At 63.2% G+C, this 14586-nt stretch carries 14 protein-coding genes; 4 read left to right on the forward strand and 10 right to left on the reverse strand.

What is annotated here, in order from left to right; all coding sequences use genetic code 11:
• Positions 1 to 107: 107 nt before the first annotated feature.
• Genes BN2475_RS13980 through BN2475_RS13995 form a run of 4 tightly spaced genes read right to left on the reverse strand, consistent with a single transcriptional unit; the run spans position 108 to position 4313 of the window.
• Positions 108 to 1214 (reverse strand): phosphotransferase, encoded by a 1107-nt coding sequence (locus BN2475_RS13980; protein ID WP_094780098.1) that lies wholly within the window; start codon positions 1212 to 1214, stop codon positions 108 to 110.
• Between the two features lie 19 nt (positions 1215 to 1233).
• Entirely contained in the window at positions 1234 to 1950 is a 717-nt protein-coding gene (locus BN2475_RS13985; RefSeq protein ID WP_094780099.1) for a histidine phosphatase family protein, read from the reverse strand.
• Between the two features lie 21 nt (positions 1951 to 1971).
• A complete protein-coding gene (locus BN2475_RS13990; protein WP_094780100.1) occupies positions 1972 to 2760 on the reverse strand; it encodes an oxepin-CoA hydrolase, alternative type in 789 nt (262 codons plus the stop codon).
• Positions 2757 to 4313 (reverse strand): 3-hydroxyacyl-CoA dehydrogenase, encoded by a 1557-nt coding sequence (locus BN2475_RS13995; RefSeq protein ID WP_094780130.1) that lies wholly within the window; start codon positions 4311 to 4313, stop codon positions 2757 to 2759. Before BN2475_RS13995 ends, BN2475_RS13990 begins: the two co-directional genes overlap by 4 nt.
• Before the next feature lie 126 nt (positions 4314 to 4439).
• Here BN2475_RS13995 and BN2475_RS14000 point away from each other — a divergent pair, with 126 nt between their 5' ends.
• Complete coding sequence (locus BN2475_RS14000; protein ID WP_094780101.1) at positions 4440 to 5087, forward strand: glutathione S-transferase family protein; 648 nt, start codon at positions 4440 to 4442, stop codon at positions 5085 to 5087.
• A 97-nt stretch (positions 5088 to 5184) separates the two neighbouring features.
• Here the strand turns inward: BN2475_RS14000 and BN2475_RS14005 are convergent, their stop codons facing one another.
• Complete coding sequence (locus tag BN2475_RS14005; RefSeq protein ID WP_094780102.1) at positions 5185 to 6357, reverse strand: pyridoxal phosphate-dependent aminotransferase; 1173 nt, start codon at positions 6355 to 6357, stop codon at positions 5185 to 5187.
• Between the two features lie 267 nt (positions 6358 to 6624).
• Complete coding sequence (locus BN2475_RS14010) at positions 6625 to 7119, reverse strand: putative toxin-antitoxin system toxin component, PIN family (protein ID WP_094780103.1); 495 nt, start codon at positions 7117 to 7119, stop codon at positions 6625 to 6627.
• Between the two features lie 57 nt (positions 7120 to 7176).
• Here BN2475_RS14010 and yaaA point away from each other — a divergent pair, with 57 nt between their 5' ends.
• Together yaaA and BN2475_RS14020 are read left to right on the forward strand one after the other, a co-directional pair.
• Complete coding sequence (gene yaaA / locus BN2475_RS14015; protein ID WP_094780104.1) at positions 7177 to 7956, forward strand: peroxide stress protein YaaA; 780 nt, start codon at positions 7177 to 7179, stop codon at positions 7954 to 7956.
• Between the two features lie 35 nt (positions 7957 to 7991).
• Entirely contained in the window at positions 7992 to 9146 is a 1155-nt protein-coding gene (locus tag BN2475_RS14020; RefSeq protein WP_094780105.1) for a M14 family metallopeptidase, read from the forward strand.
• A 106-nt stretch (positions 9147 to 9252) separates the two neighbouring features.
• On the opposite strand, the gene BN2475_RS14025 is transcribed toward BN2475_RS14020, so the two are convergent.
• The 4 genes from BN2475_RS14025 to BN2475_RS14040 all read right to left on the reverse strand — a co-directional run bounded on the left by BN2475_RS14025 (position 9253) and on the right by BN2475_RS14040 (position 13122).
• Positions 9253 to 9864: a BspC domain-containing protein gene (locus BN2475_RS14025; protein ID WP_094780106.1), complete on the reverse strand. Its 612-nt coding sequence runs from the start codon at positions 9862 to 9864 to the stop codon at positions 9253 to 9255.
• A 167-nt stretch (positions 9865 to 10031) separates the two neighbouring features.
• Positions 10032 to 10706: an energy-coupling factor ABC transporter permease gene (locus BN2475_RS14030; RefSeq protein ID WP_094780107.1), complete on the reverse strand. Its 675-nt coding sequence runs from the start codon at positions 10704 to 10706 to the stop codon at positions 10032 to 10034.
• 112 nt (positions 10707 to 10818) lie between these two features.
• Positions 10819 to 11697 carry a response regulator transcription factor gene (locus BN2475_RS14035; RefSeq protein WP_094780108.1) on the reverse strand — a complete coding sequence of 293 codons (879 nt, stop codon included), beginning with the start codon at positions 11695 to 11697 and terminating at the stop codon, positions 10819 to 10821.
• Between the two features lie 210 nt (positions 11698 to 11907).
• Positions 11908 to 13122 (reverse strand): DUF2863 family protein, encoded by a 1215-nt coding sequence (locus tag BN2475_RS14040; RefSeq protein ID WP_094780109.1) that lies wholly within the window; start codon positions 13120 to 13122, stop codon positions 11908 to 11910.
• Between the two features lie 276 nt (positions 13123 to 13398).
• On the opposite strand from BN2475_RS14040, the gene BN2475_RS14045 reads away from it, so the two are divergent.
• Positions 13399 to 14514, forward strand: coding sequence for an AI-2E family transporter (locus BN2475_RS14045; RefSeq protein WP_094780110.1), 1116 nt, complete (start codon positions 13399 to 13401; stop codon positions 14512 to 14514).
• Positions 14515 to 14586 lie beyond the last annotated feature (72 nt).

Below are 14586 nucleotides of genomic sequence, written 5' to 3' on the forward strand. Positions count from 1 at the left end.
TAACGGACAGCGGATGACATTGGAACGGGGCGCGTAGTCTGGAGCGCACAGCCGGGGCGCGCAGACCGTGCATGTAGCCCGGCGCCGCACGACCCGGCGCGCGACTGCTACCGCACCTTCTGCGCGTAGCGCCAGGCAAGCTCGGCCATCGGCTTCGCGCGACGCCCGGCATCGAGCGCTTGCGCGCTCGCCGCGGTGCCGTCGACGACGCGCTTCATGATCCCCTGCAGGATCGCGGCGATGCGGAACATGTTGTACGCCAGATAGAAATTCCAGTCGCCGTGAATCTCGAAGCCGGTGCGCTGGCAGTAGCGTTCGACATACTGGGCCTCGTCGGGAATGCCGAGAGCCGCCCAATCCAGACCCGCGATACCGCGGAATTGCGCCGGATCGACATGCCACGCCATGCAGTGATACGCGAAGTCGGCGAGCGGATCGCCAAGCGTCGACAACTCCCAGTCGAGCACTGCGAGCACGCGCGGTTCGTGGGGATGGAAGATCAGATTGTCGAGCCGGTAGTCGCCATGCACGACCGATGCGCGCCCACCCGTTTCGGTCGGCATGTGCTGCGGCAGCCATTCGATCAGGCGTTGCATCGCGTCAATTGGTTCGGTCTCCGATGCAATGTACTGCTTGCTCCAGCGGCCGATCTGGCGCGCAAAGTAATTGCCCGGCTTGCCGTAGTCAGCGAGACCGACGGCCTCGACGTCGACGCTATGCAGCGCCGCGATCACGCGGTTCATTTCGTCGTAGATCGCCGTGCGTTCGGCAGGGGTCATGCCCGGCAGCGACTGATCCCACAACACGCGGCCGGCAACGAACTCCATCACGTAGAACGCGCGGCCGATCACGCTTTCGTCCTCGCATAGCGCAAGCATGTGCGCGACCGGCACGTCGGTGTCGGCCAGCGCATGCATCACGCGATACTCGCGTTCGATGGCGTGCGCCGACGGCAGCAGCTTTGCCGCTGGCCCGGGCTTCGCGCGCATCACGTACGAGCGGGACGGCGTGACCAGCTTGAACGTGGGATTGGACTGGCCGCCGGCGAATTGTTCGAGCGTAAGCGGGCCGGCAAAGCCATCGACATGCTGGGCCAGCCACGCGGCAAGCGCGTCGGTGTCGAAGCGTTGCCGCTCGTTGACCGGGCGCGTGCCCTCGAAGGCCGAATAATCTGGTTTGTGTGCGCTTTCGCCTGCCGGTGTGGCTTGCACCATGTGTCTCCTCCAGTTCGGTTCAGCTACGCGTATATTGAATGAATTGTGCGTAGAGCATTTCCATCGTGGTGTTGCGGACGTCGCGATGCAGCGGCGACGGCGGTGAATAGTTGAGTGCGCGCAACACCCAGTCTCGCGGTGCGGCGCCAACGTCGAGCGCGTTGATGCAGCCGGTTGCCTGCGACAGATGGCCGAAGAACGTGCGGCCGCCCGCGGTGATCGCATGCGACAGGATCGCGCGATTCACGCCGCCATGCAGGACCAGCAATACGGTGTCCCACGAGCTGTCCTCGCGCAACGCCGCGACCGGCGGTAAAACACGATCGAACAATGCGCCGATGGTTTCGCCGTCGAGAAAGCGCGTGCTTTCCGGCACGACGCCGTCGAACACGCCAAGAAACGCCGCCTCCATATCCTGCAGCGGAATGTTGCCAAGCCTGCCGCCGCGAATCTCCTGCCACGCTGGCTCGATCTCGAGCTCGATCTGCTGGCCCGTCTCGGCCAGCACGCGCCGCGCGGTTTCGACCGTACGCGGCAAGCCGCTGACGATCACCCGATCGAAGCGGACCTGCTGTTCGGCGAACACGCGGCCCGCCGCGCTCGCCTGCTCGCGGCCGTTCGCGTTCAATGGCACGGTTTCAGGATCGATGGCGCGGCCGGAGTCGTCGAAGTAAGTCACGTCGCCATGACGCATCAGGAAGATACGGCGACGTTTGGGCAGTTGGTAGTCGGGCATGATCCGTGGGTCTCTCGCGGTTTATTTGTAGACCGGCGCGCGTTTGTCGAGGAATGCGGTAATGCCTTCGAGGCCATCGCGGTGATGCAGCGAGGCGACGAAGCTGTCGCGCTCCGCGACCAGATGTTCTGCGAGCGGCTGCGTGCCGGCGGCGCCGATCAACCCTTTGATGCGCGCGACCGAGTTGGGCGAAATCTTGCCAAGCGCGTCGGCCCAAACGATGGCGGTGTCGCGTGCGGTGCCCGCTTTGGCCAGCTTGTTGACGACGCCGAGTTCGTGCAGACGCGCGGCGCCAATCGGCTTGCCTTCGATCAGCACTTCCGTGGCCAGCTGACGCGGCAGCGCTTGCGCGAGGAACCACGAGCCGCCGCCGTCGGGCGTCAGGCCCACGCGGGCGTAGGACATGGCGAATTTGGCGTCGTCGGCGGCGACGATCAGATCGCACGCGAGCGCGAGCGAAAATCCCGCGCCGGCGGCGGCGCCCTCGACCGCGGCGATCACCGGCTTCGACGACAGACGCAGCGCCGAAATCCACTGGCCAAGCAGGTCGATACTTTCCGCCTGCACCGATGGATCTTTCGCGCGGTTTTCGAGCAGGCGGTTCAGGTTGCCGCCCGCGCAGAAGAAGTTGTCGGCGCCGGTAATCACGACGGCGCGGATCGACGGATCACGCTCGACTGAGTCGAGCGCCTCGATGCCAGCGGCGTACATGTCGGGATGCAGCGCGTTGCGCGCGCCGGGGTTCGACAGCGTGAGGACCAGAGTCGATTCGCTTTCGGTCGGGCGCGAAGTCAGCAGTTCGGCGCTCATGGTTGCGTCTCCGTGTGGATGTCTGCCGCGTCGGGTTGGGTCAGCGACAGGCCGAGTTGCGCTCGCCGCGCGAGCCAGGGCGACGGACGGTAGCGCGGGTCGCCTAGCACGCTGAACATGTTGCGCAGGATCGTGAGGATGAGGGGCGCGCCGAGCGCGTCGCCGAGCGCCAGCGGGCCGCGCGGGTAGCCGAGGCCGAGTGTCACGGCGAGATCGATGTCGGCGGGCGTGGCGATCTGTTTTTGCGCGATGTCGCAGCCGATGTTGACGATCGTCGCCACCACGCGCTGCGCGACGAAGCCGGTGGAGTCGCGGATCACGGTGACGGGCACGCCGTCGGCGGCGAACAGCGCATGCGCGGCATCGCGTGCGGCGCGCGTGGTGGCCGGCGTGGTCATCAGCGTGCGGCGCGCGGCGCCGGTCAGCGGGAAGAGGGCGTCGATCGCGACGACGCGGCTCGCGTCGAGTGCTTCGTCGACCGCGGCCGTGGTCGCATCATGGCCGAACGGCGTGACGACGATCAGCGAGTCCGGCGCGGGCGCGGCGCCGTCGTCGAGCTTCACGCCGGCCTTGCCGATGAGTTCGACGACAGCTTCGCGGGCTTGCGGATAGCGTTGGCTGACCCAGACGCTGCGCGGCAGTCCGGTCGGTGCGGACGGTTCGGCGGGCACCTGCTGCTTGCCGTCGACGTAGCGATAAAAGCCTTCGCCCGTCTTGCGGCCAAGCAGTCCGCCTTTGAGGCGCGTGCCGGTGATCGGCGACGGCGTGAAGCGCGATTCTTCGTAGAACTGATGATAGATCGACTCCATCACCGGATGCGAGACGTCCAGTGCCGTCAGATCCAGCAGCTCGAACGGCCCGAGGCGGAAGCCAGCCTGCTCGCGCATGATGCGATCGATGTCCGCGAAGCTCGCCACGCCTTCGCCCGCCACGCGCAAGCCCTCCGTATTCATGCCGCGGCCCGCGTGATTCACGATGAAGCCAGGCATGTCTTTCGCGCGTACCGGCGTGTGTCCCATGCGGCGTGCGAGATCCATCAGCGCATCGCCGGCGGCGGGGTCGCCGCGCAGGCCGTCGATCACTTCGACGACCTTCATCAACGGTACGGGATTGAAGAAGTGATAGCCGACCACGCGCGACGGGTCGATGCAACCGGCGGCGATTGCCGTGATCGACAGCGAGGACGTGTTGGACGCCAGCACGCAACGGCCGCTCACGACGGTTTCGAGTTCGCGAAACAGCGCCTGCTTCACGTCGAGCTTTTCGACGATCGCTTCGACAACCAGGTCGCAGCCGGTCAGCTCGGCGATTGTTTGCGCGCCGCTGACGTTCGCGAGCGCCGCGAGCGAACGCGCCTCGTCGAGCTTGCCTTTGGCGGTCAATCTGGCGAAGGTCTCGGCGAGATAGTCGCGCGCCGCGCCGACCGCGGCGGGATTGGTGTCGAAGAGGCGCACCGTCAGGCCAGCCAGCGCGGCGATCTGTGCAATGCCGCGGCCCATTGCGCCGGTGCCGACAATACCGATAGTCTCGATGCTGAAATTGCGAGAGTTCATTGCGATGCTCGACTCCATGGTTATTTTAGAATAGCACGATCGTGCAATTTGATGGATGATTGTTCAATGGCCGTCGATCTGAGTGTGATGCACGGTCTCATACCACCCGAAGCAAGGAGACACCTGATGATCAAGCTGTGTGGGTTCCCGCTCTCTAACTACTACAACAAAGTAAAGTTCGTGCTCATCGAGCACGGCATTCCGTTCGAAGAGATGTCCGTGCTGCCCAGCCAGGAAGAGACCATGCTCGAGCATTCGCCGCTTGGCAAGGTGCCTTATCTGCAGACCGAGCACGGCGATCTGTGCGAGTCGCAATGCATTGTCGAGTATCTGGCCGCGCGCTTTCCCGACAAGGCGATTTTTTCCGCCGATCCGTGGGAAGCAGCCAAGGAGCGCGAGATGATCATGTTCGTCGACGTGCATCTCGAATTGACCGCGCGCAATCTGTACAAGGAAGCGTTCTTCGGCGGCACGGTCAGCGATGCAACCAAGGGGCGTGTCGAGAAGCTGCTTGCGCATCACATCGCCGGCTTCAAGCGGCTCGCGAAGTTCGGACCGTATCTGCGCGGCGAGCGTTTCAGTGTCGCCGACACGGCGGGCTATGTGAGCTTGCCGCTGGTCGGCATGGCAACGCAGAGCATCTATGGCCGCGATTTTCTGCTCGACGCCGGCGTCGACTGGAAGAGCTATGTGAAAGCGATCAACGTGCGGCCGGCCGCGCAACGCGTGACCGAGGACCGCAAGGCGTGCATGGCGGCATCGCGCCCGGCTTGATGGCAAGTGTTGCGGGGCGAACGGGCCAGCGCACGCGCTGGCCGCTGCGCGCGCTGGCGAGGAACATGGGTTCGTTCGCAGCATCGCGCGGCACATACTAGAGTCGCGCCAGCCGCTCGAGCGCGGTAGCGAGCGTGCTTTCCTGCTTGGCGAAGCAGAAGCGCACCACGCCCGACTCATGCGCCTCGTGATAGAACGCCGAGACCGGAATGGCCGCCACGCCGATCTCGCCGGTCAGCCATTGCGCGAATTCGGCTTCGGGCAGATCGCTGATCGCCGAATAGCCGACGCATTGAAAGTACGTGCCCGTGCACGGCAACAACTTGAAGCGCGAGTTCGAGAGGCCGGTGCGGAAAAAGTCGCGCTTCTTCTGATAGAACGCCGGCAGGTCGAGATACGGCGCCGGGTCCATCATGTAGTCGGCGAGGCCGATCTGCATCGGCGTATTGACCGTGAAGACGTTGAACTGGTGCACCTTGCGGAACTCGGCGGTGAGTGCGGCAGGCGCTGCCACGTAGCCGACCTTCCAGCCGGTCACGTGATAAGTCTTGCCGAAGCTCGACACCACGAAGCTGCGCTGCGCCAGTTCCGGATAACGGGCGACGCTCTGATGCGGCGCGCCGTCGTAGACCATGTGTTCGTACACTTCGTCGGACAGGATCAGCAGGTTGGTGCCGCGCACGATCTCTTCGAGCTTGCGCATGTCTTCGGCGCGCCAGACCGTGCCGGTCGGATTGTGCGGCGTGTTGATCAGCAGCAGCCGCGTTTTCGGCGTGATCGCGGCGGCCAGCTTGTCGAACGGGATCGAGTAGTCGGGCGCGTCGAGCGTGACGAACACCGGCTTGCCGCCCGCCAGTTCGATCGACGGCAGGTAGCTGTCGTAGGTCGGCTCGATCACGACCACTTCGTCACCCGGATGAACCGCGCACAGGATCGCGGTCAGCAATGCCTGCGTGGCGCCCGCGGTCACGGTGATTTCGCTCGCGGCGTCGTAGCGGCGGCCATACAGGTTCGCGATCTTCCCGGAGATCGCCTGACGCAGCGGCGCGGCGCCCGCCATCGGCGGGTACTGGTTGTGACCCTCGCGCATCGCGTTTGCGACCGCGTCGACAATGCGTGGGTCACAGCCGAAATCGGGAAAGCCCTGGCCCAGATTCACCGCGCCTTTCTCGGCGGCGAGTGCGCTCATTACGGTGAAAATCGTCGTGCCGACGTTCGGCAGGCGAGACGGAAACGAGGGACTCATGGGCGTATCGAACGGTGCATTCATGGCGCTGTCGGGAGCATGGGCGAGTGAGTTGGCGAAATTGGCGCAGGGCGCCGTCGGCAAGGACGAAGTCCGATTGTAGGGAATCGCGGCGCGGTGTGCGCGCGAGCGATCCCGCGTCGGCCGTCTGGCCAGGATGAGAGGCCGAAGTCACGCGGCCGTACGCGACGCGACCATAGGTCATACGGCCATAAGTCAAGCGGCTGTAAGTCAAGCGGCCGTAAGTCAAGCGGCCGTAAGTCAAGCGGCTGTAAGTCAAGCGGCTGTAAGTCATGCGGGCGCGGGCTCGACGGCGCTCAATGAACCGCTGAGTGCGGCGACGAATGATGCCGGCTGCGTGATCTGGAAGCCGAAGTCGCGTGCGATCCGTTTGGCGAGCTTCAACACCGCGCGATCTTTCGAAACCAGCCAATCGGCCTGCGCCGCGTGCGCGAGTTCGAGAAACTTCTGATCGTCGCGGTCTTTGCACTTGGGCAACGGTTTCGCGTCCGCCGTGGGCTCGACGGTTTCGACGAGTTGCGCGAGCCGTGCGACGACGGCGAGCGCGGCGGCCTTGTCCACATTCCGCTGCACGAATTGCGGATAGTCGAGCACATAGGAGAGTTCGGCGAGGCAACGCGCGTCGATCAGCGCGGCGAGCGCGCCGCTTTCGAGTGCGGCTGCGATCGGCCGGGTGTGCGGATCGTCGAACACGAGGATATCGATCCACACATTGGAATCGAGGACGACGCGCAAGGCGCTGCGTAAGGCATGGGAACCGGGCATTCGTTACAATCTGGCTTTCGTCTTTGACCGCCAGGCACGGCGTGCCTGCAAGCCTCTATGATAATCGTTCTGTCGCCGGCGAAATCTCTCGACTATGAAACCCCGCCGCACGTCAAGAAGCACACGATTCCCGATTTCGTCGACGATGCAGCCGAACTGATCGGCGGATTGCGCCGTTTGTCGCCGCATCAGATCGCTTCGCTGATGGACATTTCCGATCAGCTCGCGCACCTCAATTTCCAGCGCTACGCCGAATGGTCGCCGACGTTCGGCACGCACAACGCCAAGCAGGCGGTGCTCGCGTTCAACGGCGACGTGTATGAAGGCTTCAACGCGAAGACCTTGTCGTCGGCGGACCTCGAGTATGCGCAGAGTCATGTGCGCGTGCTGTCCGGGCTGTACGGCCTGCTGCGTCCGCTCGATCTGCTGCAACCTTACCGGCTCGAAATGGGCACGCGCTTCGCCAATCAGCGTGGCAAGGATCTGTACGCGTTCTGGGGCGAGCGGATCACGCAGGCACTGAACGCGCAACTGAAAATGAACGCGGCGGCGCCCGTGCTGGTGAATTGCGCGTCGGGCGAGTACTTCAAGTCGGTCAAGCCGAAGCTGCTCGACGCACCCATCGTCACGCCGGTGTTCGAAGACTGGAAAGGCGGTCGCTACAAGATCATCAGCTTCCACGCAAAACGCGCACGCGGGTTGATGGCGCGCTACGCGGTGGAAAACCGTCTCGACCGGCCGGAGCAGTTGAAGGACTTCGACTCCGAAGGCTACGCGTTCGACGCCGAAGCCTCGAACGATTCCACTTACGTATTCCGCCGCCGCGTCGCTGAATAAGCGGCGCGTCGCGCACACAGGCAGGGAAGAACATCATGACGTTATCGATCACGAGCAATTTCGACGCGGGCGCGATCGACGTGCTGTCCTGCGAGGACGCCGGCAATATCCGTTTGCGCGTGCGGCCGGACAGCCACGCGGAGTTCGCGCAGTGGTTTTACTTTTGTGTGTCCGGCGCGGCGGGCGAGCGCTGCGTGATGAGCTTCGAGAATGCCGCTGAATGCGCGTTCGCCGAAGGCTGGCGTGATTATCAGGCGGTCGCGAGCTATGACCGGGTGAACTGGTTTCGCGTGCCCACGTCGTATGACGGCCGCGTTCTGACGATCGATCACACGCCGGATTTCGACCGGATCTACTACGCGTATTTCGAGCCGTATAGCGAGGAACGTCATTCGGAGTTTCTGGGCGCCGTGCAGCAGATGCCGCAGGCCACACTCACGGAACTGGGCACGACCATCGAAGGACGGCCCATGTCGCTGCTCATGCTCGGCACGCCGCAAACCGGCGACACGCCGAAGAAGAAGGTCTGGCTGATCGCGCGCCAGCACCCTGGCGAGACGATGGCCGAATGGTTTATCGAGGGGCTCGTGAAGCGTCTCGTGGGTTGGGGCGATTGGGCGGGAGATCCGGTCGCGCGCAAGCTCTATGACCACGCCGTGTTCTACATCGTGCCGAACATGAATCCGGATGGCAGCGTGCACGGCAACCTGCGCACGAACGCGGCCGGCGCGAACCTGAACCGCGAATGGATGGAGCCCGACGCCGCACGCAGCCCCGAGGTGCTGCTGGTGCGTGACGCGATTCACGCCACGGGCTGCGACCTCTTTTTCGATATCCACGGTGACGAGGCGCTGCCCTACGTGTTCGTGGCCGGCTCCGAAATGCTGCCGGGTTTCACCGAGCGGCAGGGGCAGGAGCAGAAGGCATTTGTCGAGGCATTCAAGCAGGCGAGTCCTGATTTTCAGGACAAGTACGGTTATGCAGCGAGCAAGTATCGGGAGGATGCGCTGAAGCTGGCGTCGAAGTATATCGGCAACGAATTCGGCTGCCTGTCGTTGACGCTCGAGATGCCGTTCAAGGACAACGCCAATCTGCCCGACGAGCGGGTGGGCTGGAACGGCGAGCGCAGCGCCTCGCTCGGCGCCGCCATGCTGCAGGCGATCCTGCGCCATGTGGAGACCTTCGCGTAAAGCTGGGCGAGAAAAAAACGAGGCGCACACATAAGCGTGTGCACCTCGTTTTTTATCGGGATGCCGGTACGACAGCGGCGTGGGCGAACCGACGCCGCCGCGTCTATCAATGGACTTTCTTTTTCGTCGCAGCTTTCTTCGGGGCCGACTTGTTCGACGACGTTTTCTTTGTCGTCGTGCCGCTCACCGGGTGCTTGCCCTTTCCGTTCTTGTGCTTGCCCGACGCGGTGTGCGATCCCGTCGAGCTGGCGCCATGCGCGCGGGCCAGCGGCACCGGGTCGTTCCAGCTGAACGCCAGCATCTGGGTGCCGACGTAGCCGCAGCGGAATTTCAGATTGGCAGGGTCGCCTTCGCCGTTCCCGCGCACGCCGACTCCTTCGACGGTGACGATGTTGTCCACCTTGACGCGTTGCTTGCCCTCGTCGAACGAATCGTTCCAGGGCGTGATCGATGAGTGGGCGCTGTCGAACGAACTGGGTGGAAATTCGACATGGTCGAAGGCGGTAGACGTGCTTGCGACAAAACCGCCATGAGCGGCGCAATCCGCGACTAGCGGATCCGCATGCAGCTCATTGACGAACTTGTTGACGAGGTCGTTGTGCTGTTCGAGTTGATCGGCGAATGCGGGTGCAGTGCAGATGAGCGAGAGACTCGCTGCGCAGGCTGCCAACCGGCCGACTAGCCGCAGCAATCGGCACGGTACGTTGGTGCGATCCATCTAGTTCTTCAGGCGCAAGTGAGATATGAGGCACGTAAGATGCCCAACTAGCGGGTGGAGTTCAATCCTGGCACAAATATTTTGACTTGCCTTCGTGCGCGGATCCGGCGGCCTCGATGTGACCGGCTCGCCGATCGCCACGGAGGCTGACTTCAGACCCGCTGCTGTCACGTGCGTGGGCCGCCCAGCCGATATCTGCGCACATCGTACGTGGTGACCCACGCAGGTCGGTAGACCGCGATCAAGGCCGTCGACATACCCGTGAACCAGGCCTCGCCGGTGGCGAGCAGCAACACGCTGAATGCGTAGCCGACAGGAATCACGATCATCGAGCCATCGGCGAGCACGATATGGATGCCGAGCGCCGCGGCTGCGGTGAGCGAGACCGCGATCGCGGGCGAGACGAAACCCTGGCCGAAGATAAACATGAAAAGATTGCGAGGCAGCCAGGCGATGCTGATGCGCTGGAGCAAAGTCGAAATGCCGACAGGCACCGCACCGTATACAAGAAAAGTCAACGCAATGCCTTGCCAGGGTGCATCGAAGACGACGGCGGCAAGACCCGTGACCACCGCCATTGCGATTAGCGACAAAGCCCAGTCGAATAGCGTCACGATGAGCGTGGCGCCAAGCAGGTGCATCACGGTGCCGTCGTCGAGCCACGCGTTGCTCGCCCACAGCACTGACACTGCGACGATGATCGCAAGCCAGACATGCTGAAGCGTGCCGTCCTGAAGTCGTTTGAAAGGATTTTTCCACAGTGCGAGCGCGACCACTATCGCAGTGGCGATCCAGCCACCGACAATCATCCAGAACGGAAGCGGTGTGTAGAGGAAACCCATGAGACTCATATTACTCGTTGGACGAGAAAAGGTGTGAGCGGATTCCATGCCAGCCGATGCAAACGCTGTCAGACAGCGTGTGTCCGGGCTTTTGCACGCGTCGTCACGACTCTCATGCCGAGCCCGGCGTAACCGGCTTCGCTGCCGGCTCGACGGGCGGCGTATCGCCATAGGTTGTGGCTGGTTCGGCAGCCATCGGCAGTGGAGCGCTCGTGTCGTTCGCCGGCAACGGATACTGGAAGCGCCGCCGCTTGTGGCGCCGCAGCGGGATCACGCCGGCTTGTCCCATCACCGGACGAGGCGAGCCCTCACCGTTGTTGCGCAACACCTGCAAATGATTCGACAGCCAGCCGTTGTAGAGCGCGACCGCGGCGGCGCGATTGGGCGCGCCGAGTTGCTGGAATATGCTGGTCAGATGGATCTTGACGGTGCCTTCGCTGATGCCGAGCGTGCGCGCGATCATCTTGTTGGTGCTGCCCATGTGGACGCAGCGCATGATTTGCTCCTGACGCGGCGACAGCCCGCTGGAGAGTTTGTTGCGGCGTGGCGGCGGGTTCTTCTCGTCGAATGGTCGGATGGCGATATCCGGCGGCAGCGGCGGATCGAGCGCCAGCGCGCCGGGCGGTACGTAATGGCCGCCGAGGAGCACCATTTCGAACGCACGCACGATCAGACATGGATCGGTTTCGCGCGGCACGACGCCGAGCACGCCTTCGTCCATGAGTTGTCGCACGGCGACCGGCGAGATGTCGTCGGTCAGCACCGCAACGCGCAGATCGGGGAAGTGGCTGAGCAGCTCGCGCGCATCCGTGATCGACATCCAGTCCTGCCAGTCGATCACGAGCAGGTCGGGCCGGTAACGCTTGAAAGTCCGTTCGATCTGACGCCAGTCCTGTGCTTCCGTAAAACGCGCCAGCCGGTCAATTTGCCGCAGTAATGCCTTGAGCCCATCACGTCGTTCTGCGTTTGAGTTGAGTATCGAGAATCGCATGCATGTCTCCAGTCCAGATGAATCGGGCGAAGTGGCACGACGTACCCGCCGGCACATGAGCACATGAGCCGGACGCGTTGCAGTGCGTCGCGATGTCTATGATGACAAATTCCCTTCAGTTTGACGGCCTGTCCAAAAGGCATAGGAAGAATGACGGGACAAACAAAAAGCCCCGCTTGGCGGGGCTTTTTTTACGACAGCGGGCGATGCTCAGTGGAAATGCGGCTGTGCTGGGTCCGCATCCTCCGGCATTTCGGCATGGACAATTTCGCCGAGCGGATCCGCATACAGCGGTACGCCGCAGTCATCGCAATATTCCGGCTCGAAGCGGCCCGCGTGGCGGCGCACGTCGGTCACGCCGGTCTCCTTGAGCAGCGCGACGATTTCTTCGAGCGGATCGTCCGATGCGGGGGTCTGCTGCGGTTCTTCGTCGATGCCGGGCTCGCCGTTCTCGCGGCCGTACAGCGGCCACACGACGCCGTAGATCACATCATTGCTGCCCCGGCGCGTAAAGCCGACGCGGTATTCGTCGATGCGGCGTTCGCCGAAGCCTGCGACCACTGCGCGCAGCTCCTGCGGCGCGGCGCCAATTGTGTCGAATAGATAACGCACGGCGGTGCGCACGGTGTGGGGACGCACGCTTTCGTCAGCGTCACGACACGCCGAATAGTACGCATCTGGCAACAGGCACTCGAATTCGCAGCCGGGCAGCACCAGCGACAAATTGGCGCCGCCTTGCGTTGCCCATTGTTCGAGACATTGGCCGCGCTCGATCCGGCTACCGTGCTCTTCCTCTTGCCAGCGAAAGGTCGGCTCGCCCACGGGGGCCGCGACCACCGCGAGCAGGAAGCGCGGGTCGGCCAGAATCGGTGAGGTTTCAGGCAGTTCGCCGAAATTGAGCTTGACGTTGCCACCGGCCATGGCTGCCTGGGCAAGCTGCTGGGCGATGCGCCATGTTTCGACGTGATGGCGCGGCAGCTGATCGATGCTGTACAGGAACGGCGCCATCGCGACGCGCGTATTGGCGGCGAGCACATGTGCCTGCAGGTGTGCGCGCAGCGCGTCGGCCGCGTCGGCTTTGAGCGGGCCTGACGGAATCATGTAGCGCGTCCAGGCGAGCACGGGCGCGGCGATCAGCAGCGCTTCGCAAGGCACGCCCTCATGTTCGATGATGAACGACTCGCTATGGGTTTCCGCCATATCGGCGAGTGCGCCGTATGCGTCGGGATGATTTTGTTGCAGATGATCGAGCGCAGCGTCCAGCGTCGTCTGGTTGGCGTTGCGGATGATCTTGGCCAGCAGCGCGTCGAGCTTCGCTTCCCAGAAGCGGTCTTCGGTGCGGCTGCCCGACGCGAAAAGCGCGAGCGAGAGACCGACGAGCTTGTCGGCATCGGGTGGGAGACGTTTGGCGATTCGCGAGCGCATAAATCCGGAAATTGGGGGGCAGAGAACCTTATATTCTAGTCTCTTCTATGCCGTCATATTGTTTGGCCGGCAATGCCGGATGGATTAGGACTTTTCTACACCAAAAATCAGTGCGTTGCGCGAGCATGCCCGCGTGTCTGAGGTCGACCTGGCCGGATGGTATAAGACACCCTCGGAGGCGTGACTCGCTTCTATACTGACCGGACGGCGTTCGGCGGGTGCCTGACAAGCGTTTGTCAATTCGTCGCCGTGGTCTGGCGCCATAGGAGATTCATAGTGAAATCGGACCAACTGATCGAACAACTCGCCGCTGTATTCGCACTGATTGTACTGGTGGGCGGCTCGTTGCTGGTGCTGGCTCCCTTTACCACCGCGCTGCTGTGGGGCGCCATCCTCAGTTATAGCTCCTGGGGCCTCTACCGGCGGCTGACCGCTGCGCTTGGCGGGCGTCGCAAGTGGGCTGCCACGTTGATCGTGGTCATTATCCTGGTGGTCGTGCTTGGGCCTTTCGTCTATGCGGGTTTTGCGTTTGGCGCGCACGTCCACGAAATCGTGGCGCTGGTGGAGAGGTTCTTTGAGGGCGGCTTGCCCGATTTGCCTTCATGGGTCGGTCGGATCCCGCTGGTTGGCTCAAACATAGTGGCCTTCTGGGATCATCTGACAAGCAGTAGTTCCGAATTGATTGCGCAGTTGCACACGCTCGCGGCGCCGGCCGGCAAGTGGATTCTGGCGGCGGCGCTTGCTGTTACGCACGGTCTGGGACTGTTGGCATTGAGCATCGTGCTCGCGTTCTTTTTTTATACCGGAGGCGAGGGTGCGGCTGCCTGGCTGAATGCGGGCATGCGGCGCATCGCCGGCGAGCGCGCCGATTATCTGCTGGCACTGGCCGGCAGCACGGTGAAGGGCGTGGTCTACGGGATCCTCGGCACCGCGCTCGTGCAAGCGGTGCTGGCTGGATTCGGTTGCTGGATTGCGGGCGTGCCGGCGGCGGCGTTGCTTGGACTGGCGACGTTTTTTCTGTCGGTGGTGCCGGGCGGCCCGGTGGTCGTGTGGTTGCCCGCGGCTATCTGGCTATATCACGGGGGCGCGACTGGCTGGGCGATCTTTCTCGTCGTATGGGGGGTGCTGGTCGTCGGCATGTCCGACAATGTCATCAAGCCGATCCTGATTGGCAAGAATAGCGATATGCCGCTGATTCTCGTGATGCTGGGCATTCTGGGCGGTGCGCTTGCCTTCGGCTTCCTTGGCGTTTTTATCGGCCCGACTTTGCTGGCGGTCGCTTATACCGTGCTGCACGACTGGACGATCGGCGCGCCGGCTGCGCGCGCCTTGGCGCCCGATGTGAAAGCGCCGGTTGTCGATGACCCTGGACGGATAGGAAAGGCGCCGTGAATAAATTCCGGATAACGCTTGCAAGCCCCGTCTGGGCTCGCTAGAATCTCGCTCTTTCGTGCTCCGGAAACC

It is taken from the genome of Paraburkholderia ribeironis, assembly GCF_900019265.1.
Taxonomy (GTDB): Bacteria; Pseudomonadota; Gammaproteobacteria; order Burkholderiales; family Burkholderiaceae; genus Paraburkholderia; species Paraburkholderia ribeironis.